The organism is Roseobacter sp. FCG-D35, from assembly GCF_033436665.1.
In the GTDB taxonomy this organism is placed as follows: domain Bacteria; phylum Pseudomonadota; class Alphaproteobacteria; order Rhodobacterales; family Rhodobacteraceae; genus JAWQFO01.
The window spans coordinates 164,255-186,602 of sequence record NZ_JAWQFO010000001.1; the positions used below are offsets into that span (position 1 = coordinate 164,255).

At 65.5% G+C, this 22,348-nt stretch carries 13 protein-coding genes and 1 tRNA gene; 5 read left to right on the forward strand and 9 right to left on the reverse strand.

The features are described 5' to 3' along the window. Positions 1 to 14: 14 nt before the first annotated feature. From R5H30_RS00780 to R5H30_RS00790, 3 genes are read right to left on the reverse strand one after another with little or no spacing between them, the layout of a single operon-like run. Positions 15 to 1,661 carry a Dyp-type peroxidase gene (locus R5H30_RS00780; protein WP_318326077.1) on the reverse strand — a complete coding sequence of 549 codons (1,647 nt, stop codon included), beginning with the start codon at positions 1,659 to 1,661 and terminating at the stop codon, positions 15 to 17. Next, the gene (locus R5H30_RS00785) at positions 1,658 to 2,599 is read right to left on the reverse strand and encodes a hypothetical protein (RefSeq protein ID WP_318326078.1); all 942 of its coding nucleotides are present in this window, start codon (positions 2,597 to 2,599) and stop codon (positions 1,658 to 1,660) included. Before R5H30_RS00785 ends, R5H30_RS00780 begins: the two co-directional genes overlap by 4 nt. Positions 2,600 to 2,609: 10 nt before the next feature. Then, positions 2,610 to 3,272 carry a hypothetical protein gene (locus R5H30_RS00790; protein WP_318326079.1) on the reverse strand — a complete coding sequence of 221 codons (663 nt, stop codon included), beginning with the start codon at positions 3,270 to 3,272 and terminating at the stop codon, positions 2,610 to 2,612. Between the two features lie 356 nt (positions 3,273 to 3,628). Between R5H30_RS00790 and R5H30_RS00795 the strand changes: the two genes are divergently transcribed. Then, complete coding sequence (locus tag R5H30_RS00795) at positions 3,629 to 6,553, forward strand: peroxidase family protein (RefSeq protein ID WP_318326080.1); 2,925 nt, start codon at positions 3,629 to 3,631, stop codon at positions 6,551 to 6,553. 22 nt (positions 6,554 to 6,575) lie between these two features. After that, positions 6,576 to 8,096 carry a lipoxygenase family protein gene (locus R5H30_RS00800; protein ID WP_318326081.1) on the forward strand — a complete coding sequence of 507 codons (1,521 nt, stop codon included), beginning with the start codon at positions 6,576 to 6,578 and terminating at the stop codon, positions 8,094 to 8,096. A 13-nt stretch (positions 8,097 to 8,109) separates the two neighbouring features. On the opposite strand, the gene R5H30_RS00805 is transcribed toward R5H30_RS00800, so the two are convergent. Next, positions 8,110 to 11,337 carry an ATP-binding protein gene (locus tag R5H30_RS00805; protein WP_318326082.1) on the reverse strand — a complete coding sequence of 1,076 codons (3,228 nt, stop codon included), beginning with the start codon at positions 11,335 to 11,337 and terminating at the stop codon, positions 8,110 to 8,112. Positions 11,338 to 11,796: 459 nt separating this feature from the next. On the opposite strand from R5H30_RS00805, the gene R5H30_RS00810 reads away from it, so the two are divergent. The 3 genes from R5H30_RS00810 (at position 11,797) to R5H30_RS00820 (ending at position 17,485) form a co-directional block, all read left to right on the forward strand. Beyond that, a complete protein-coding gene (locus R5H30_RS00810) occupies positions 11,797 to 14,793 on the forward strand; it encodes an ABC transporter transmembrane domain-containing protein (RefSeq protein ID WP_318326083.1) in 2,997 nt (998 codons plus the stop codon). A 469-nt stretch (positions 14,794 to 15,262) separates the two neighbouring features. Beyond that, positions 15,263 to 16,552, forward strand: coding sequence for a PQQ-dependent sugar dehydrogenase (locus R5H30_RS00815; RefSeq protein WP_318326084.1), 1,290 nt, complete (start codon positions 15,263 to 15,265; stop codon positions 16,550 to 16,552). A gap of 357 nt (positions 16,553 to 16,909) precedes the next feature. Beyond that, on the forward strand, positions 16,910 to 17,485 hold the full coding sequence (locus tag R5H30_RS00820) for a hypothetical protein (RefSeq protein ID WP_318326085.1): 576 nt from the start codon (positions 16,910 to 16,912) through the stop codon (positions 17,483 to 17,485). 136 nt (positions 17,486 to 17,621) lie between these two features. Here the strand turns inward: R5H30_RS00820 and R5H30_RS00825 are convergent. From R5H30_RS00825 to R5H30_RS00845, 5 genes are all read right to left on the reverse strand, one after another. Beyond that, positions 17,622 to 17,696, reverse strand: a tRNA-Glu gene (locus tag R5H30_RS00825). An 89-nt stretch (positions 17,697 to 17,785) separates the two neighbouring features. Then, positions 17,786 to 19,525: a single-stranded-DNA-specific exonuclease RecJ gene (recJ, locus tag R5H30_RS00830; protein WP_318326086.1), complete on the reverse strand. Its 1,740-nt coding sequence runs from the start codon at positions 19,523 to 19,525 to the stop codon at positions 17,786 to 17,788. Between the two features lie 44 nt (positions 19,526 to 19,569). Then, positions 19,570 to 20,538: a class II fructose-bisphosphatase gene (gene glpX, locus R5H30_RS00835; RefSeq protein WP_318326087.1), complete on the reverse strand. Its 969-nt coding sequence runs from the start codon at positions 20,536 to 20,538 to the stop codon at positions 19,570 to 19,572. Positions 20,539 to 20,660: 122 nt separating this feature from the next. Then, positions 20,661 to 21,950, reverse strand: a complete 1,290-nt coding sequence (locus R5H30_RS00840) for a homoserine dehydrogenase (RefSeq protein WP_318326088.1) — start codon at positions 21,948 to 21,950, stop codon at positions 20,661 to 20,663. Between the two features lie 82 nt (positions 21,951 to 22,032). Continuing rightward, positions 22,033 to 22,326: a hypothetical protein gene (locus tag R5H30_RS00845; protein ID WP_318326089.1), complete on the reverse strand. Its 294-nt coding sequence runs from the start codon at positions 22,324 to 22,326 to the stop codon at positions 22,033 to 22,035. Positions 22,327 to 22,348: the final 22 nt, after the last annotated feature.

Genomic DNA, 22,348 nt, shown 5'->3' on the forward strand with positions numbered 1-22,348 from the left:
GCTGCGGGTAGGGATCAGATCGGGTCGATGGTGCCGGTGGCGATCATGCGCAGGGCGGTGAGCCCGGGGATGAAGAAATACTCGCCGCCTCGTGTGGTCACGAACTGCGGAATCCCGGTCATGATGTAAGGGGCCTCGTCGCTGCCCGGTTCGGACTGGATCACGAACTTGGTGTCCTCGGGCCGGGTGCCGAGCAGCGGGCAGGTGTCATTGCCCGAGTTGTTGTCCATCCCGTAGTTGATCCACTGCTGCAGGACAAATTCGAACTGGCGCTCAAGGTTTGCGCAGACGCCGATGAAGATGATCCCGTGCTCGCCATCCGCGTCCTGGTTGTCGGGATCGAAACGGCCGTAGGGCAAACCGCGCCGCAGGATGCGCCGCCGGTTCGAGATCGAAGTGCCGCCGAACTCGCTCGGCTTGTCGGAATATAGATCGGGGTCGAGGTAGTCGCGCACGTTGCCGCGCCGGATGTGCGCGGCGATCGGACATTTCAGGCCCTGCTTGTCGTCGCGATACCTGAAATCGACCAGCCGCTCCTTCCACGCCTGCACGCGCGCCTCCTCGGCCTCTGTCCTGTCGGGCTTGCCGCGCAACTCGAGGACGTCGGACCATTCCTCCTCGAAGGCCTTCAGATCCGCCCAGGTCGGCGCCGCCATCAGCGGCACGCCGTTGGACCAGCGCCCGACCATCTTGGCGCGCAGGGTTTCCGACGCCTCCTCGATCGACACGCCTCGCGCCGCGGCATAGGTCTCGGCCTGTGCGCCGAGGAAGGCCTCGAAGGCCGCGACGTCCTCGTGCAGCTTCCGGAATGCCATGAACGAGCCGTTGCGTGTGAGGCAATCCGGTGTCGAGGCGGCCGTCAGCTCCTGCGATTCGTCGACATGGCCGATGACGAATTCGCCGGTCGCAATAGGTTTCCAGGTCCCGTCATGGACGATCTTGCCGCGCCCGCGCACCCGGCGCGCCTCGGCTTCGGGGGCGAACTGACCTTCGAAAACCGGATCGCCGACGCCGTCGACAAAGCCGAAGTGTTCCCGCGGGTCGGTGCGCATCGTGCCGTCCTCGCGCCGCGCCAGCAACGCGCCGGCCTGCTGGAAGTCGGCCCCGTCCGGTCCGTGACCGGCAAGAAGGCGCACGCCGCCATCGCTGTCGCTTGCGAGCCGGCGCAGCCAATCGGTGCGTTCTTCGAGGTCCGGCACCGGCGCGCCATCCTCGGTCATCTGCGCGCTCATCGACACGAGGATGTGCGCGGCCTCGCCCGGGTCCGCCGCGGCGTACCGCCAGACCTCGTCCCAATGTGCGATCCCGCTTGGGCCTTCGTCGCCCAGCAAGGCGGCGCGCGGGTGCATGCCTTGCAGCAGCGGTTCGGGCAACGAGCGCAACGCCTCGCCCGGCAGGCCGAGCGCAGCAAGTCCGGCTCCCGAGATCGCGACGTTGAGCGTCACCTTCGGGCGGGGCACGCCGGCTTGTTTCTCGTCGTCGGGTCCACCGGCCCAGCGTTCCGCGGTGGTCACCTGTGGCTCGAGCGCCCGCAGCAGCTTGCGGCCCGCTGCCGGGTCGTCGACGTGCAGCAGGAAGTAGCGGGCATGCGGAAAGCCGAAACGGCCATAGGCCCGGACGATGTTGCCCTGAATATCGGCAAGCTCGAGCCGTTCGGTCATCGCGCGTCCCCCGGGGTCTTGAGCGTGCCGGGTGACTGGGTCGGCCCCGCGAGGTCGTCGAGGCGGTGTCGGTCGAGGAAGCGCCCAAAGTCCGCATGCAGCGCCGCGTCGTCCGCGCCCTGGTGGTCGATGGCGAAGCGTACGAAATTCTGTTGCAGGTACAGCGCCTTGAGGACCGATGCGACATCGCTGTGCGGTGCCGCGGGCCAGATCTTGAGCCCTTCGCGCACGACAAGCCCGATCGCGAAGACGACGAGAATCAGAAGTGTCAGCAGGAACAGCCAGATGCCGTCGAAATGCCAGGCCCCGCCGAACCAAAGCGCCAGCGATGCAGCCACGATCACGCCGCTGCCGATTGCCAGATAGATCGGCAGGTCCCAGCGCGGCGGTGTGCCGGTCCAGTAGTCGGTGTAGGGCATCGTCGTTTCGACCTGGTGGGCACGGATGAAAGCGCTGAAACCGGCGGCATCGTCCACCTCCTCGAAACCGGGGCAGTGTCCGAAGATCAGCCGGATCTCCTCTTCCATGTTGATCCACATTCCGCGCAGGTAGCTGTCGAGATGGGTCTCGTCCGGCGACGGCGCATCGAAATCGGCCATGAAGACGAGGTAGGGCTTCGCGAACCGGTCGATCGGCTCGGGCTGCAGCAGGTTCTCGCGCAGCAGCAGGTCCCGGATCGCGTTGGACCGGCGCCGCCCGTTGTAGCGCAGCTGGTCCAGCATGAAGAAACGCGCGAAATGCGTTCTTGGCACCCGCGCGAAGGGGCTCATGAGCCCGCTAGCGACGCTGGGTCGGTCCTGCTGCGCGACGGGCAGGGTGGCAAGCACCCGGCGCACGATCTGCTCGGGGGCGCGGCGCGCGCCGTCCGGGCCCGCCACCGGTTCGGTGCGCAGCGGCACCAGCACGGTCAGAAAATACCGGCCGCCGTCGAAATTCATGCCTTGTCCCTCATGCCGCGCGATGCTTCCAGATTTCGTCGGTGGCCGCCTGCCGGTCCTCCGCGGCCTTCAGCGAAGCGACGCTTGCCGCCGGTCCGTAGCCCATTGACACGAGGCAGTTCTGCAGTTTGCACAGCGTCTCGCGGTAGGCGCGGGCGAAGGTTTCGGGGTCGGCATTGGCGTGCAGATCGCGAAGCTCCAGCAGGGCCGAGTAGACCCGGATCGAGGCCTTGATGTCGCGCTGATTGGCGCCGGGTGTGGCGTTGTAGACGTAATCCGTATCGTACTGGTTGTGCTGGATGTAGTTCTGGAACGGCGTGGTCGGGATCGACTGGGGATAGTTGTAGTCGCCGTACCAGGCGAGGTTCAGCAGGTCCGGAATGCCGTCCGAGAACGCATCGACATATTGCTCCCAGGTTCCGTTGAAGTTCGTCGCGAAGAGCATGTAGTTGTAGCTCAGCGCGTCGCGTTCTTCGTCCGTGAGGCCCGGCCAGTCCTTGCGGTCGATCACGCACCAGCGCGCGAAATGGATAAAGTTCAGGCCCTGCACCCGCGCCAGCAGTTTCGGGAAGGCACGCAGGACGACGAAAATCCCTTTCTTGACGAGTGAATGCCAGGGCGACAGCGGCGTGACCACGTTCATCGCATAGGCCTTGCCCGCTAGATTCGACATCGCATCCCCCTTGTCCGCGCCGCAGGCCCACAATTGACCCGATCGCGCCACAGGCTTGATGCTAAACGCCTTTTGCGCCTCGCACAACGTTTCCGCATTACCGACCGACCATTTTGACCGGATCGGAGATCGACACTGAAATCGCGGCCTGCGTGTATTGCGAATTGATTTTGCAATTAACGGCGCATAAGCTTTGCCCGACAGGGATAAGCAATTGATAGTTATTGTGATTAGCCTGCGCAAATTGCGACGCGCGGATTTGAGAGACCACCGGCTTCTCCCGACATGACAGTGATCCGTTTCGACCCCGCCGCGAGGATGGCCGGGCGGAACGTCGGGCCTATTGGGGGGGTGCGATGTTAAAGAAGGTGCTCATCGGTCTGGGCGGGTTTCTGGCGTGTCTCGTCGTGGTTTTGGGCATCTGGCGTGTGGCCGATCCCACGATCAGCGATTGCACGGCGATGCTCTCGCGCGGGCTCGTTCCGCTGTCGGACGACCGACAGGACCGTTTCCTCGGCAAGGTCCGCAGCGATACCGGCAACTGTCGCGGCGGCGAACGCTTTACGGAACTGCGCGACACGCCCTGGGTCGACTGGTCGAACTACTGGGGGGCGGGCGGCGCCGACCAGCTTGTCAACTGGTGGACCCCGGTCACCTTCATCGGCACACACCTCAGCCGCGACGGGCGCGGGCTCGACGGAGCGCTGATGGACCTCGAACGCCAGCGCGTCGAGCTGATCAAGTACAACCTTTTCGACAATTACACCTATGAAACCTATCTCGAGGGACGCGACGGGCGCGATGGACGCATCCTCGACACCTGGCCCGAGATGCGGCTTTCGCCCGAGCATCCGCTGTTCGAGGTGGTCGGCGGCACAGGCGAACAGGTCTGCACCGGCGCGCTGATCCGGGCGCGCACGACGACCGGCATCTGCAATGATCTACGCAACCCGGCAATGGGCTCGACCGGCATGCAGTTCGCGCGCAACTCCGCCTTCGACGCGACCTTCCCGCGGCTCGGGCTCGACGAACTGGCGCGCAACCGGCACGGCGACCGGATCGACCTGCTGGTGCCGGACCCGCAGGTCATCAGCCGGCTGTTGCTGGCACGCCAACAGAGCGACCCCGGCGCCTGCAATGCCGGGCAGGGGCTCGCGGGCAATCCGCTGTCGGCAAGTTGCGACTACAAGAAGGCACCGTTCTTCAACGTCATGGCCGCCTACTGGATCCAGTTCATGACACACGACTGGTTCTCGCATCTCGACGAGGGGCGCAACGCGCCCGAGACCATGCCGACGGGCTGCCGGACGATCCGCGAGAACAACGAGGTGCGCCCGCTGACCCGGAAGGAAGCGACCGAGATCGGATGCCGCACCGGTGCGCGGGAAGAGGTCGCGTTGGTGGCGGAAGCCCAACCTGCACCGACCTTCGTGAGCGACGGCGAAACCTACCTTGCACGCGCCCCGCAGACCACCGCCAACACGGTCACGGCGTGGTGGGACGCCTCGCAGATCTACGGCTATTCGGACGTGTCGCACGCGCGGGCCAAGCGCGACCCGGACGATCCGGCCAAGCTACTTCTGCGCCCTTTGCGCGCCGAAGAGGGGGACGACCAAGGGTATCTGCCGATCTTTCAGGCCTGTGAGGCAGGCGCCACGGACTGCACCCCCGACCCGATCAACCCGAAATGGGCCGGCCAGGAGGCGACGGCCTTTCCGGAGAACTGGTCCATCGGGCTCAGCTTCCTGCACACGCTGTTCATCCGCGAGCACAACAGTTTCGTCGACGCCTTCCGGGCGCATGCCGCCGAACCTCTGATCGCCAAGAGCGACAGCGGTCTGCGCAACCCGCTGTTCCCGGACCGCGTGATCACCTATGCCGAGGTCAGCGACGAGGACCTGTTCCAGATCGCCCGGCTGGTCGTGGCGGCCGTGATCGCCAAGATCCACACCATCGAATGGACCACACAGCTGCTCTACGACGAGCCGCTCTATCTCGGCATGAACTCGAACTGGAGCGGGCTCTTCGCCGATCATCCGCGCGTCGAGGCGGCGCTGCACGACGCCATCGCGGATGCCAAGGCTTCGGACGATCCGCATCTCGTCGACGAATTCTACTCGGTCCTGTCCTCGGGGGCGGGGATCGTCGGCACGGGCGCACAGAAGGCGGGCTATCGCTACGACCGGACGGAGGATGCCAACAACGGGACCAACCACTTCGGCTCTCCCTTCAACTTCACCGAGGAGTTCGTCAGTGTCTACCGTCTGCACCCGCTGCTGCCCGACCTGATCGAGTTGCGCGACGACGCCAACCCGGACGCGATCACCGCCAAGCTGCCGGTGGTCTCGACCTTCCGGGCCAAGGCCACGGAGGTGATGCGCGACATCGGGATGGATGACATCGCGCTCAGCTTCGGACGTCAGCGTCTGGGAATGCTTGCGTTGCAGAACCATCCGCAGTTCCTGCAGAACCTCGAAATGCCGGCCCGGACCAAGCCGGCCGAGCGGTATCTCGACGTCGTGGCGCTCGATCTCATCCGCGACCGCGAACGCGGCATCCCGCGGTTCAACGAGTTCCGGCGGCAGATCGGCCTGCGCCAGCTGACCAGCTTCGACGATTTCATCGACAAGAGCCTGCTGATCGAGGGCGACTACACGCCCGAGGAGGAGGCTGCGCGCGCCGCCGCGCTCACGGAGCAGCGCAAGCTGATCAATCTCATGCGCGATATCTACGGCACCCATGTCTGCGACGCGAGCAAGATCATCAGCACTGCGCAAGTCTCGCCCGATGCCGCGACGCTGGAAGGTGAGAAAGGCACGGAGTTCCCCAACGACTGCCTTGGCCATCCCGACGGGACCGAAGTCGACAACATCGAGGACCTCGACACCATTGTCGGCTACTTGGCGGAGACGACGCGCCCGCACGGCTTCGCGATCTCGGAAACGCAGTTCCAGATCTTCATCATCAACGCCTCGCGGCGTCTTTTCAGCGACCGGTTCTTCACGTCGAGCTATCGGCCCGAATTCTATTCGACCTTCGGCCTGAACTGGGTGAACAACAACGGGCCCGAAAAGGTCATGGAGCCTGCGCGGGACAATGGCCATCGCATCGAGATGTTGCCGATGAAACGGGTGATGCTGCGCAACCTGCCTGCGCTGCACGGCGAACTCGAGCATGTCGTCAACAGTTTCGACCCCTGGGCGCGGGTCCGGGGCGACAACTACGCGTTGGACTGGACGCCGCGGCCCGGGGCCGAGAACGACGTGTCTTTCCAGCAATGAACGGGGAACGGGAAGCGTGAGCATGAGCAGTCTGACATGGAAATTCCGGCGCGGGTTCTGGGACTGGATCTCGATCACGATCTTCAAGGGCAAGAAGGTCGAACCGATCCCGCTGCCGCCCGAGCGTCAGCGCAAGCTGCGCGCCGTCTCGGTGGCCGAGCGCATCCCGGCGATCCGGGTGCACAACGCCAAACTCGCCGATCACATCCCCGAGGACGAGGCCAGCGGGCTCATGCTCTGGGTGTTCCGGTTCCGGTTGCTGATGTTCAAGATCTTCGGGCCAATGCAGAAGGGCCTGCCCGAGATCGACGCGGACATTGAGCGGGCGATGAACGACGCCTACGACGCCAAGTACCGCAAGTTTTATCGCGCGCCCGAGATACCCTCCGAGATGGCGGGACCTGGATATCCGGACCTCGGCGTGATGGCGGTCGAAAGTCCCTACGCGGGATTTCTGCATAAAGATGAAGAGGGCAACCTTGTCTGGGACTTCCGCGATCTCGACGGGCTCGAGACACATGACGGCTATCGCGGGATCGGCTGCCGGGTGTTCTTCGACATCGAGAACCGCAAGCCGGTCGCGCGGAAGATCGAAAGCGAGCTGGGGGAAACGGTTCCCGGCGACGCCGATTGGGAAGAGGCCAAGGCGATCGCGCTTTGCGCCGCCTCGACGCAGACGTCGCTGGTGGCGCATTTCAACCATGTCCACCTTGCCTGCGGGACGCCCTTCGCCATCGCCACGCGCAACGAATTGAGCCACGACCACGTCATCTGCCGCCTGATCTGGCCGCATGTCTTCGGAACCCAGAACAGCAACTACCTCGTCACGCGCCTGCAACTGGTCAAGGGCGGCTCCTTCGAGACCATGTTCTCGTTCACGCACGAGGCGCTGTGGAAGCTCTTCGACAAAACCTACGGCGACTACCGAGCCAGCGTCATCGTGCCTGCGCTCGACTGGTCGGACCGCGGGCTCGATGATGTCGAGATCGACGCGCCGGTGCAGGACAATCTCGTCGAGCTCTACGACGTGATGAACGCCCACGCGCAACGCTACATCGAACACTACTACGGTTCCGACGAGGCCCTGCGCGCCGACCCGCAGGTCAAGGCCTGGATCGCCGAGCTGAACCGGCTGGTGCCCAACGGTGTCGACGGAATCCTCGGCGGACGGTTGACCCGTGCCGGGCTGGCGCGGCTGATCGGCGGGTTCATCTACATGGCCTCGGTCACGCACGAGTTTCTGGGCTCGTACATGTGGGACTACCAGCTCTGGGTCGACCGCAACCCGGTGCGGCTGCGCAGTGACGGCAAGCGCATTCCGCTGGACGTGCTGCAGAAGGTGATCAACGGAAACTTCAACCTGAACGTCAACCGCGCCGTGCTGATGCAGGATCTGTCCTATTTCGCTGTCGACAACGCCGGCAAAAAGCTGTTCTGGCAATTCGAGAGCGAGTTGCGCGACCTGCAGATGCAGATGTGGACCCGTCCGCACGCGACATGGCGCGTGACGCCGGACCGGCTCGACGCCAACATAAACGCCTGAAAACGCTTTCCGATCAGTCGCTTTCGCGACGTTTTTCAAGCGGGACCGTTGCCGGGCCGGACTTGGCGAGCGGGACGGCGGCGGACAGAGCATCGTCGATCTTGTCGGCCATCATGCGCCAGCGGATTCGGGCGCAGACCTGCTGGGCTTCGCGCAGCGCGGCGAGCGCCTCGGAGGGGCGTTTCATCGCCCGCAGGGTCATCGCCTTGTCGTAAAGCGCCTGTGCCGCGATGCCGAACATGTCGTTTTCGATTCCGAGCGCGCTCGCGCGTTCGAAATGCGCAAGCGCCCGGGTCTTGGCGAACGGTGCGTTGCGCAAAAGAAACAGCGCGTTTTTCAGCAGGACGCGCAGCTCGGGCTTTTCCGACCCGATCGCCAGCGCAAGGTAGATCTCGCCCAAAACGATGTTGCCCATCGCCTCGCCGTGGACATTGCCGAGCGCGCCATGCTCGCCGACGCAGCGCTCGATCCAGGTGACCCCGCCTGAAAGGTCCCCGGTCTGGACCATCGCGACCCCGGTGGGCATGTCGACGATGTTATAGATCGACTGGAAGTCCTTGCCTTCAAGCCGGGCGGCGAGGTCGTGCAACAGCTTGAGCCCGCCTTCGCCATCGCCGGACAGCGCCATCGCCAGGCCCTTGATACCCTGGGCGATGCACTGGTCGATGAACCCGCCCGAGGACCGCGCGCCTTCCTCGGCATAGGCGATGGCGCTTTCGTAGCGTTCCGAATAGCCGTCGTTGAAGGCCACGGCGATGCAACCATACCCGACCGAGCCCGGATACTTGCGCGCGCGACCGTGCTCGATGGAGGCCAGGCCCATCTCGCGCGCGATGTCCATGTCGCCGCGCTGGGAATGTCCCCAGGCCACGAAGAATTCGCAGTACATGCGCAGGTAGAGTTCGCGGTCCATATCGACCGCATCGCGCGCGATCCTGTCGAGCTCGTGGATGCCGTCGAAGGCCTTGGCGCTCCAGCGGTTGCAGTGAAGGCCCATGAGACCGATGCAGGCATGGCCGATGGTCTCGTGATCCTGGCGCGCCTCGCCGATGGCCATCGCTTCGCGCAGAATCTTGGACGCTTCGTCGAAGCGCAGGATCTGGGCATAGGCGACCCCCAGCAGGGCAAGCGCGCGCGGGTAGCTGTTGGTATCGACCAGGCTGCGCAGCGTGTCCATGCGCGGCTCGAAGGTCGATTTGCTCTTGGCGAAATCGGCGCGCCACTGCTGTACTTCGAGCCAGTAGCGGAAGATGTCGGCATGCAGCTCGGGATCGACTTCCGGTACGTGGCTTTCAATCAATTCGACGGCGCGGGCGAAATTCGCATCCGCGACCTCGAGCGAGAACAGGCTGAGGCTCTTGCGCCCGGCGGCCGCGAGATAGCGCACCGTCCGGTCGTGCAGTTCGGAGCGTTCGAAGTGGTAGGCGAGGATGTCGGCCACGTCCTCGGTGCGCCCGGCATGTTCGGCCTCGATCGCCAGCCCGACATCGGCGTGCAGCTTGGTGCGAGCCGCGGCCATCAGCGTGTCGTAGATCGCGTCCTGCACAAGCACGTGCTTGAAGAAATACTCGGTGTCGCGGTTTTCGACCCGGCGCACGAGGTCGTGGTGCTCGGCCTCGGCCAGCAGGTCCTCGACCGGGCTGTCCAGTCCCAGCAGGTCGCGGATCAGCTTGCCGTTGAAGCGCCGCCCGGCCACGGAGGCCGCCTGCAGCATCGTGCGTGTGTCGCGGTTGAGGCGGTCGAACCTGTCCATGACGAGGTTCTGGAGGTTGGCGGGCAGAACCACGTCATCCGGTTTTTGCGGTTTGCCGGCGCTGGCGGTGCGCTGTTCCTGAAGGAATCGCGCAATTTCCTCGGCATAAAGCGGATTGCCCTCGACCTTGTCGACCGCGAGCCCGACCATCTCGGCCTCGAGCCCGGTAATCCCCAGTCGCTCGAACAGCAGCCGGATCGTGCCCTCTTTGCTAAGCGGCTGAACCCGCAGCGACGACACGTTGTCGAGTTTTTCCCAAGGTGGCGCGTAATAGGGTCTGAACGCGCAGACCAGCATCAGGCCGGTGTCGCCCTCGTCGCTGCGCGCGATGCGGGTGAGCAGTTCCTCGGAGTCCGGGTCGACCCAATGCAGGTCCTCGATGAAAAGCACGACCTTGCGGGTCCGGCAGGCCTGCCAGAGCAGGTCCATCAGGATCTGCCGCATGCGCTGTCCGATGACATCGGCGTTCTTGCTGGGCCGCGCACCGCCGTCTTCGTCCAGCGACAGCAGCATCATCAGGTAGGGCAGGGCCTCAGGATCGGCGAACCCGATCTGCTGCATGTCTGCCGCAAGCTTGGTCTCGACCACGTCGCGCCCGTCCTCGCGGGTGATCCCGAATGCGTTCCGTACGAGTTCGACAAGCGGTAGGAACGGCGTGCCGGCGCCGTCGGCATGGCAGTCACCCTGCAGGAAGAGAACGTCCTCCATACCCTGCAGGCTCTTGCGGAACTCGTGCATAAGGCGCGACTTGCCGATGCCGGCCTCGCCGATGACATGCACGATCTCGTAGTTTCCGGCGCTGGCGCGATCGAAACGATCGCGCAGCCGCGACAGTTCGGCGTCGCGTTCCTGCAACTCGGTCAGGCCCATGGTGCGCGAGACATCGAAGCGCGACACGCCTTCCTTCATCGCGTCAAGCCGATACATCTGCTGCGGCCGCGACTTTCCCTTGACCTTGCGCGTACCGACATCGGTGACCGAGACCTGGCCGCGTACCAGCGACAGCAGCGGTTCGCTGACGTAAATCGAGCCGGGTTCGGCCTCGGCTTCGAGCCGCGCGGCAAGGTTCACGGTGTCGCCGATGGCGGTGAAGCGCAGGCGCTTGTCGTCGCCGACCTCGCCGACGACAAGCTGGCCGGCATGAACCCCGACACGCACGCGCGGGCGCACGCCATGCTGAGCCTCGAGATCGTCACTGACCTCCTCGATGGTCTTCTGGATGCGCAGGGCCGCGCGGCAGGCGCGCAACGGGGCATCCTCGATCGCGGTGGGCGCGCCGAAGAGCGCCATGATGCCGTCGCCACGAAACTCCTGGACCGAACCGCCCTGCGCATGCACGGCTTCCATCATCTTGGCAGAAACGATCTGGATCAGCCGGAAAGCGGCCTCGTCACCGATACGCTCGGCGGTCTCGGTAAAGCCCTCGATATCGGCAAACAGTACCGAAACCTGTCGCCTCTGGCCCTCGATGCCCGCGCTCAGCGCCATTCGTTCGTATCCCCTCGACCGGCCGGCAACGCGCCAACCGCCGCCTGCCTGCCTTGCTAGCCTTCGTTTTCCGGCGGCTCCAAGGTTCGTCCCGACGGGACGTTTTCCCGGCGGCAGACAGGCATGTGTCGTCGGACAACATAATCTCAGCAACCGCTTCAGGAGGCAAGCATACTCGCGCCTCGGTTACGCGACAGAACCGCACGCGTGGCCTGCAGGTCAACGCGTCATTCTCGACCGTTCCGGGTAAGAACTTCGATGCGTCCAAAACGGCTCTCGTTCCTTGCTGACCCAAATATTTCGCGCGAAGGTTGCGTTGGCGGGCAGTTTTTCATTGTGAGCGGGCAGGTTAGCCCTCGAATTGCATTTGATTTTGTGCCAGATTCCCGGTGTGCTTCCGGGAGGCAGACCGGGGGTGCCGTTCGCCCTTTCCAGGGAGCGCAAATTATCGAACGCTCGTTGTTTTCATTCATTTGGACCCATTCCAAACGGGATCAGCTTGTCCTGCTGATCTTCACGATCGCACTTTTCCCGTTTCTCTTCCTCACGCTCGAGCTTCCCAAACGGATCATCAACGACGCCATCGGTGCCGGCAGCCGGCAGATCGAGGTCCTGGGCGTTGATTTAGATCAGGTCACCTTCCTGTGGTTGCTGTGCGGGACGTTCCTTGCCGCGGTGCTGGCCCACGGGCTGATGAAGATGCGCATCAACACGATGAAGGGTATTCTCGCCGAACGCCTGCTGCGCCGCCTGCGCTACAATCTTATCGCCCGTATGCGGCGCTTCCCCTCGGCCTATTTCGAGCGCACCTCTCAGGGCGAACTGGTGTCGATGGTCACCGCCGAGACCGATCCGATGGGCGGGATCATGGGCGACGCGTTGGCCCAGCCCGTGATGCAGGCCGGACAGATGCTGACGATTCTGTTCTTCCTGTTCCTGCAGAGCTTCTGGTTCGGGCTTGCGGCGGTTGCGCTGATCCCCTTGCAGGCCTGGCTGATTCCGAAGCTGCAGCGCCAGATCAACCGGATGAACAAGGAGCGGATCCGCGAAGTGCGCACCCTTGCCTCGCTGATCGGCGAGAGTGCGGCGGGGGCCGGCACGCTGCGGGCCCACGGCGGCTGGCGCTACCGTCTTGCGCAGATCACGCGACAACTCGGGGCGGTCTACCGCATCCGCTTCCAGATCTACCAGAAGAAGTTCTTCATGAAGTTTCTCAACAACTTCATCACCCAGCTCACGCCGTTCTTCTTCTTCGCGGTCGGCGGCTACCTCGTGATCGAGGGCTCGGTATCGCTCGGCGCGCTGGTCGCGGCACTCGCGGCCTACAAGGACCTGAGCGCACCTTGGAAGGAACTGCTGGTCTACTACAACCAGGCTGCCGACATGACCGTGCGCTGGGAAATCCTGCACGACCGCTTTTCGCCTGCCGGCATGCTCGATGCCCGGCTCTTCGAGGATGAGCCGGAGCAAATCCCGCATCTCGACGGGGCGCTCGAACTCGAGGATGTGACGGTGACCGACGCCGATGGAAACCCGGTGCTCGAGAACGTCAGTGCGCGGTTCGCGAAAGGCGCGCTGGTCGGCATCGAGGCGCGCAACGACGAGGACCGGCAGGCGTTTTCTGCTGTCGTGACCCGAGAGGTGCTGCCCAGCAGCGGCCGGGTCACCATCGATGGGCAGGATCTGTCACGGATCCACCAGTCGGTCATCGCGGCGCGGATCGGACATGCCAACTCGCGTCCGATCCTGTTCCAGGGCTCGTTCGGGGAAAACGCGCTGATGCCGCTGCGGCCGCGGCCGCCGCAGGGCTCCCGCGTGGACGACGACACGCTCGAGGCCACGCGCGCCGGCAACAGCCCCGACACGCTGACCACCGAGTGGCTCGATCCACGGCTTGCCGGTCTCGACACCGTGACCGATCTGCGCAGCTGGTGGCTGTCGCTTGTCGATGCGATGGGCAGCGGCTCGGCCCTGTTCCGGCGCAGCCTCGACCAGGACTGCCGCGAGGACATGGACCCGGCGCTGGCGAACCGCCTTGTCGAGGTGCGTCCCAAGGTCTGGGCGGCGATCGAGGCGGCGGGGCTCCAGCGCCATGTCCACCGTTTCGACCCCGAAACCTACAACCCGGCGCTTGGCGTCGCCAACAACCTCTTTTACGCCACGCTGCGGCGCCCGATGAACCACGAGGAACTGGCCGAACAGACGCGCCTCTTCGAGCTTCTGCGCGAACTGGGGCAGGAGGAGACGCTGCTGGAGCTCTCCACGGATGTGATCGAGATGCTTGCGCAGATCTTCGGCACGGACGGGACCGAGCACCCACTGTTTCGCAACGTCGGTCTCGACCCGCGCCTTTTCGAAGCCGCGGCGCGTCTTGTGCTGGATCGCAAGGGCGACGTCCACAAACCACTCAGCGAGGCCGAGAAGATCATGCTGATGACCCTGCCGGCGCAACTGCCGGCGGAACAGTTCGGCGCACAGTTCTCGAAACAGATCCAGGACCGTGTGCTGAAGGTACGCGCCGCTCACGCCGAAAAGCTGCGCGTCGAGCTCAGCGACATCTTCGTCGCCATCGATCCCGACCGCGTGGCGCCGGGACTGTCGGTGCTCGAAAACGTTCTTTTCGGCATGGTCTCGGATCGGGCCGGAGCCCGGGCCGAGGAGGTGCGCAAGATCGTATCGGACGTGCTGGACGCGGAAGGGCTGCGCAACCAGGTGATGCAGCTGATCTACGATCTGCAGATGTCCCACTCCGGTCTCAACTTGCCGGCGCTCTTCGCCGAGCCGCTGGCGCTCAGCCGGGCCACGGTGAAGCGGCCCGACATCCTCGTACTCGACCAGATTCTCGCCAGTTACGACAGTGACGCGCGCCAAGAGATGCACGAGAACCTGCGCAAGCTCATGCCCGATACGACGATGATCTACCTCTCGGACGCTTTCGGCGATGCCGAGCGCTTCGACCAGTTTCTCGAGATCCGGCAGGGTCGCGTCGTCTCGGCGGGTCTGGCGACGCCGGACATCGACGAAAGCCACGCCGGGGCCGACCTCACGCGCAAGCTGCGCGCCCTGGAAAGCACGGACCTGTTCTCGGGGCTCAGCCGCAAGCAGCTTCGACTGCTGGCCTTTGGAGCCAAGTGGTATTCCGCCTCGGCGGACGAGATCATCTTCAACAAGGATGACGATCCGGGCGACGGGGCCTACATGATCCTGTCTGGCTCCGCCGGGCTCTATGATCCGCTGCCGGACGGAACCCAGGACCTCGTCGCGACGGTGGGGCCCGGCCGCCTCGTCGGAGAACTCGGCCTGATACGGAACGTGCCGCGTGCGCTGACGATGCGGGCGCACACGGATGTCGAGGCGCTGCGCCTCGGCGCCGAGGAGTTCCTGGCCGTGGTCGAAAACGACGCCTCGACCGCCTTCAAGCTCCTGCAGGTGGTTGCGGGATACGCCGGGCACTAGGGCGCCCTGAACGGCTAGGCATTGTGTTGCATGGTGCCGGCGGCAAGCATCGTTCCCACGCGCCAAGTGTTCCGATCCAACGTCGCCCGAGCCTGTACCTCGATGGCGCCGAAAGAGATCTTTGCGTCAAGAAATGGTCGAAACCTTACCTCCGGACTCACGCCTATCGGTATCGACGCGGGCGATTTCGGCGCCTCCGGCTCGTATTCTGAGCTCTCCCAGACCTATGTCTACGCGCTGTCACACGGCGGCGAATCCGGATCTCTCCGCCGACGAGTCGACACCCCCAGCGCACGGAATTCGAGAGGCTCCGCTTTCCCGCTTGGGCGCGGCCCGCGTGGACGCTTGACCCACGAAACTTGCGGACTCTCGTCGCCGCGACGCGTCACTGCCTACAGACGCGGCGAATACCGATTGTCACTCTCTTGCGACCTCCGGTAGGCTGTGCCGGTTGAAGAGAGGTGCAGGCATGGAATTGATCGCGAAAGCAACGGCATTGGTGGGCGGCACGGTCGCGATGATGCGACGCATGGGATCGCCGGGTCACCAGGCCTTCGGCAAGAACCCCGAGATACCCGAGGCCAAAAAACAGGGCATCATGACGCTGAAGATGCCGGTTGCGGAAGGCTGGAAGGATGGCCGGTTGCCGATCTGCGCGCCCGGGCTTGCGGTCAACGCCTTCGCCTCGGGCCTCGATCACCCGCGCTGGATCGAGGTGCTTCCGAACGGTGACGTGCTGGTAGCCGAATCGAAGGAGCAGCCCGGCCCGCCGAAAACCCTGATGGACCACGCCACCCAGGCGACGATGCGGCGGGTCAAGGCGATCGGCAAAAGCGCCAACCGGGTCACCCTGTGGCGCGACGCCGACGGCGACGGTGCCGCGGAGACCCGCGAGGTCTTCGTGGAGAATCAGAACCAGCCGTTCGGTATGGCGCTGATCGGCGACCGGTTCTATCTCGGCAACACCGACGGCATCCGGGTCTTCGAGTACCGCGAGGGCGCGACCGCTCTGTCGGGTGCGGGCGAGATGCTCGTGGAGTTCAAGCCGCATGGGCACTGGACGCGCAGCCTGATCGTCTCGCCGGACGGCACGAAGATCTATGCCGGCGTCGGGTCGCTGTCGAACATCGGAGATCAGGGCATGGAGGCCGAAGAAGGCCGCGCCGCGATCTGGGAACTGGACGTGGCGACGGGCGAAGCGCGCATCTTCGCCTCGGGCCTGCGCAATGCCGTCGGCATGGCGTGGGAGCCGGAGACCGGGAAGCTGTGGACCGCGGTCAATGAACGCGACGGTCTTGGCGACGAGACTCCGCCCGACTACCTGACATCGGTCGAAGAGGACGGGTTTTACGGCTGGCCCTACTGCTACTGGGGCCAGACGGTGGATGACCGCGTGCCGCAGGATCCGGAGATGGTGGCCCGGGCAATCACGCCCGATTACGCTTTGGGCGGCCACACCGCCTCGCTCGGCCTCTGCTGGCTGCCCGAAGGCACGCTGCCGGGCTTCGGCAACGGCATGGTGATCGGTCAGCACGGTTCGTGGAACCGCTCGATCCTGAGCGGGTACAAGCTGATCTTTGTGCCTTTCGAGAACGGAAAGCCGAGCGGACCGTCCCGAGACATTCTCTCCGGTTTCCTGTCCGAAGACGAAAAGCTTGCCTACGGACGTCCGGTCGGGGTGACCATCGGCCCCGACCGCAAATCGCTTCTGATGGCGGATGACGTCGGCGACGTGATCTGGCGAGTGTCGGCGGCCTGAGTGCGCCGCGGGCAACACCGTCAAGGTGCCCGGTTTCGATTTTGTGTTGGCCGCGAACTGTTGGGGTGAGCCGTCGATGGCGTCTGGAACAGTGTGCTTCCCGAACGCCCGTCGCTGTGACGGCTATGAGCGTAGGATAAGGCGCCGTGCGACCGATTGGCTTGATCCGACTTGCCGCCGGACAGGCGCCAAGTGTGCGGACATTGTCCGAGACATGTGCGATCTTGCAACCCAGATGCCACCCGCCCGGACGGACCAGGTTGGTCCGGGGTGCGCAGTCGGCACAATTGAGACTTGGCAGAACGGGCAGGACATGCTTGCCATGGATCCCGAAAGATGTGCCCGAGGAAGGACCGCATGTCCCTGAACCTTGCCCACGCGACGCACCGCGAAAGCCTCTGGCGCTTCTTGCTGCTGGTGATGGTGCTGGTGGCCTATTTCGCGGCCATGAGCTGGAAGTACGACGCCGCGACCGGTGCATGGCTCGCCGCGCTCTCCTGGAGTTTCTTTGTCCTCTGCACACCGGTCGCCGATGGAGGCTTCCTGATCGCCTTCCCGGTCCGGTTGCTGTTCGGGACTCGCATGATCTGGACGCAGGTCGCGGTCTGGGCCGTGGCTGTGGCGATCAACGTCGTGGCCCTCAGTGTCGCGCCCGACGCCTATGACGACACGGCGCTGACCGGGTTGCTGCGGACGATCCTTCTCGAGCCGTGGCCGAACTGGTCGATCCTCGCGCTGTCGGCGGTGGGCACCGGGCTTTCGATCTGGTTCGGCGACGAGATGATGGACGTGACCGCTCATGCGCAACGCCAAAAGCAGCACCGGCACGGCTTCACCCACAAGGTGATCGCGACCGTCGCGCTCGGGGTGCTGACCATCCTGGCCTACTATCACCTTCTGCGCGATCTGGGGATCGAGATGCCCGGCGCTTAGGTGGGCGCCCTTAACCGAAGCCGTCGCGCGACCTGACAGCGAGATCTCCGGCAACTATGCGGGAAAAGGCGCCTATACAAGTGGCAGCCTTCACTCTGAAAGCATGTCACGAGATTGTCTGGCGATGTCGGAAAAGTGGCAGCCCGTAGGGGAATCGAACCCCTCTTTCCAGGTTGAAAACCTGGCGTCCTAACCGATAGACGAACGGGCCACTCTCGGTGAGCGGTTGATTAGGCAATCGCTGCAGCCGGTGCAAGCGGAAAATTTTGCCGGTCGGAAAATTCTCTGCACGACGCGGGGTCAGGCCGGCGCGGCGTCCTCGAGGCGCAGCTGGATGCTGCTTTTCCCGCGCCAGGTGTTGAGGTCGAGGCGTCCCGCGAGGTGAAACCGTGCGCCACCATGCGCGCTGAGCACGGGGCCGAGCGGGCTGTCGAAAGCTCCGAATCCGATCGCGTCAATCATCGTGCCGGCGTCATCGCAAAAGCGCAGCTTGAGATGGTTCTCCCCGACCCGCTGGACATGACGGATCGTCATGTCGGCAAAGGCGTAGCGCGGGGCAGGGGCGGCGGCCCCGAACGGGCCGGCGCGGTCGACCATCTGGGCCAGATCGAGCGTCGCGGCACGCGGCATCAGGGTGCCGTCGAGACGCAGGTCCGCAGGCCCCGCCAGGTGCGCGCCCTGTTTTTCCAGCAGTGCGTCGAGCCGGGCCATGGCCGCGTCGAGCTTGTCTTCCGCGACGGTAAGCCCCGCAGCCATCTTGTGGCCACCACCGGCGATCAGCAGCCCCTCGGCGACCAGCCGATGAATGGCCGCACCCAGGTCGATACCGGACACCGACCGGCCCGAGCCCTTGCCGATGCCGTTCTCGAACCCGATCACAATCGCGGGTCGGTTCGAGGCTTCCTTGAGCCGCGAGGCGACGATACCCACGACACCGGGATGCCAGCCCTCACCGGCCGCCCAGACAAGGGCGGAGCCAAAACCGCGGGCTTCGGCCTGCGCGGTAGCCGAGGCCCGTACCGCGGCCTCGATGTCGCGGCGCTCGGAGTTGAGCAGGTCGAGGCGCTGCGCCAGCGCCTCGGCCTCCTGCGCGTCTGCGGTGGCCAGCAGCCGCGCGCCGAGGTCGGCGGCCCCGATCCGCCCGCCGGCATTCACCCGGGGCCCGAGCAGGAAGCCGAGGTGGTAGGACGTCGGTGCGCAATCGAGATGCGCCACGTCCGACAGCGCCGCGAGGCCCGGGCGTTCTCGCCTCGACATGACACGCAGGCCCTGGCGCACGAAGGCCCGGTTGGCGCCGACCAGCGGGGCGACGTCGGCCACGGTCGCCAGCGCCACGAGATCGAGAAGGCCCATCAGATCGGGCCCGGCGCGCCCGGCCTCGCGCAGCCTGCGCCCGGCCTCGACCAGCATCAGAAAGACCACGCCGGCGGCGCAGAGGTGCGCCAGCGACCCGTCCTCGTCTTGCCGGTTGGGGTTGACCACGGCAAGGGCCGGCGGCAGCGTCTCGCCGCCGAGGTGGTGGTCGAGCACGATGACATCCGCCGCGGAAGCTGCGGCGATGGGTTCGTGAGAAAGCGTCCCGCAATCGACGCAGACGATCAGGTCGTGATCACTTGCCAGCGCTTCCATCGCCGCGACGTTGGGCCCGTAGCCTTCGTCGATGCGGTCGGGGATGTAGAGCGTGGCGGCATGGCCCATCTCGCGCAGCCAGACCAGCAACAGCGCGGCAGAGGCGCCGCCATCGACGTCGTAATCCGCAAAAATCGCGATCTTCTCGCGCCGGTCCAGTGCGGACAGGAACCGTTCGGTGGCGGCTTCCATGTCTCTGAGCCTGCGCGGGTCAGGCAATGTCTCGCGCAGCGACGGGGCCAAGAAGGCTTCGGCCTCTTCGGGCGGCACTTCGCGCCGGGCCAGCACCTGCGCCACGGCCAGCGGCAGACCGGCGCGCTGCACCAGCATCTCGGCGGCGCGTTCGGCCTCAACACCTGGACCAACCCAGCGCCGTCCGGTTAGGGAAGCTTCCACCCCCAGAAAGCTCACGCTGCCTCTCCTGCCATCCGCGCCCCCGGCACCTCGCCGCCGGTTCAGACGCTCGACGTCGGCGTCCGGTAATTCATGCGGCGCACCGACCCGGTCTTCGAACGCATGATCAGCGTCTCGGTGGTCAGCCAGCCCGGCTCGCGCTTGACGCCGGGCAGGATGCTGCCGCCGGTGACGCCGGTCGCGGCGAAGATCACGTCCTGGGTGACCATCTCGTCGCGGTTGTAGATGCGGTCGAGATCCTCGATCCCGGCCTTCTTGGCGCGACCCTTCTCATCGTCGTTGCGGAACAGCAACCGTCCGTACATCTGGCCGCCCATGCACTTAAGCGCGGCGGCCGCCAGGACCCCCTCGGGAGCACCGCCTGCGCCCATGTACATGTCGATCCCGGTGCCCGGCTCGGCACAATGCATCACGCCGGCCACGTCGCCGTCGGTGATCAGCCGGATCGAGGCGCCGACCTTGCGCACCTCGGCGATCATCTCGTCATGGCGCGGGCGCTCGAGAATGCAGACGGTGATGTCGGAGGCGGCGCAGCGCTTGGCCTTCGCAAGCGCCTTGACGCGCTCGGCGGGGCTCATGTCGAGGGTCACGGTGTCCTCGGCGAACCCGGGCCCGATGGCGAGCTTGTCCATGTAGACGTCGGGCGCGTGCAGCATCGAACCGCGCGGACCCATCGCGATCACGGTCAGGGCGTTGGGCATGTCCTTGGCGGTGAGCGTGGTGCCTTCGAGCGGATCAAGCGCGATGTCGACGCCCGGACCGTTGCCGGTGCCGACCTCTTCGCCGATGTAGAGCATCGGGGCCTCGTCGCGCTCGCCTTCTCCGATCACCACAACGCCCGCGATGTCGAGCATGTTGAGCTGTGTCCGCATCGCGTTCACCGCGGCCTGGTCGGCGGCCTTCTCGTCGCCGTGTCCGACCAGCCGGGCAGAGGCCAGCGCGGCGGCTTCGGAAACGCGGGCAAGGCCCAGCGACAGCATGCGATCCTGGAAATCGGCGCGGTGGGGCATCTGGCTTCGTCCTTCGAGAGTTTGCTTTCCCCCGTTGTGTTACGGGCGGCAGCCCACGATCACAAGATGATTGCGCTAAATCACGCGGTTGCCCGATGGCCGTATTGAGTCTTGTGCCGTCCTCAGACCTCTTCGATGCGCAATGCGACGGGATCGGTGGCCAGCACGCCCGTCGATCCCATCGCCTCGAGCGCGCCCGACAGGGCCGCGGGCGTGGTCTTGTGCGTGACAATCAGCACCGGGGCGGCTGTGTCGTGGCGGCCGTACTGGCGCATCCGGTCGATGGACACACCGGCCTCGCCGAGCACCGCAGCGATCTTGGCGAGCGCCCCCGGCTTGTCGTCGAGACTCATGCGCAGATAGTAGGGCGCTGGGGTCTGGGCGATCGCGCGGTTGGCGGCAGCCAGCGTCGTTGCGGGCTGCCCGAAGACCGGCCCGGTCCAGCCGCGCGCGATGTCGCAGATATCCGACAGCACGGCGCTTGCCGTCGGACCCGCGCCCGCGCCGGGACCCCGCAAAACGATCTGGCCCACGGCGTCGCCTTCGATGACAACCATGTTGGTGCCGCCCTCAAGCAGGCCCAGCGGCGAGGTCGCCGGGACAAGGCAGGGCTGCATGCGCTGTTCCAGCCCGCGGCCGGTCATCTGCGCGACGCCCAGCAACTTAACGCGGTAGCCCATGTCACCCGCGGCGCGGATGTCGTCGAAGCTGATGCGCCCGATGCCTTCGAGTTCGATTCCGGCGAAATCGACCTTCGTGCCAAAGGCCAGCGCGGCGAGGATCGCGAGCTTGTGCGCGGCGTCGATGCCCCCGACGTCGAGTTGCGGGTCGGCCTCGAGATAGCCCAGCCCATCGGCTTCGGCAAAGGCGGCCTCGTAGGTCAGCCCGGCGCTTTCCATGCGCGTCAGGATGTAATTGCAGGTGCCGTTCATCACACCCATGACACGGGTGATCTCGTTGCCGGCGAGACCCTCGCCGAGCGACTTGATCACCGGGATTCCGCCGGCGACCGCGGCCTCGTAGCGCAGCGCGCGGCCCGCGGCCTCGGCCTGCTCGGCCAGGGCCTGCCCGTGCAGGGCCAAGAGCGCCTTGTTGGCGGTGACCACGTGCTTGCCGGCGGCGATGGCCGCCTCGACCGCGTCCCTGGCCGGGCCAGAATCGCCGCCGATCAGTTCGACGAAAACATCCACATCGTCGCGCGTTGCCAAGGCCACGGGATCGTCCTCCCAGCCGTAAGAGGCGAGCGAGACGCCGCGGTCCTTGTCGCGCGCGCGCGCCGAGACCGCCGAGAGCGTGACCGGGCGCCCGGTGCGGGCTTCGATCAGCTCGGGATGCTGGCGAAGGATGCGCACGACGCCCATGCCGACTGTGCCGAGACCTGCGATACCAAGGCGAAGCGGCGGTTGGGACATGAAGTGTTTCCTTCGATCAGCGGAGCGGTGCGCTGTCCCTCTAACCGCTTGCCGGGACAGGTGCAACGCGGGTGGGACGGGTTCAGTCGGGGACGCGCTGCAGGCGCGCGCGCTCGGCCTCGTCGATGCCGGCGCCGCGCAAGGCGTCGGCGCGGGATTGAAGCCCCGCGACGCGGGATTCCAAGGCACCCTGGGTCGCCGGCGCGTCGATCTGTTCGGCCTCAATCTCGGCGATCAGCGGCTCGATGGGGACAAGATCGGGATAGTCCGCGGCGGCCGAGGCCGGTGTGATCACGGGGTCGATATCGGGCGCGTCGCAGGCCGCAAGCGCGGCCAGAAGTCCAAGAGCGAAAAGCGGGGCGGCGCGACGGCGCATGGCAGCACATCCTGTCTGGTGG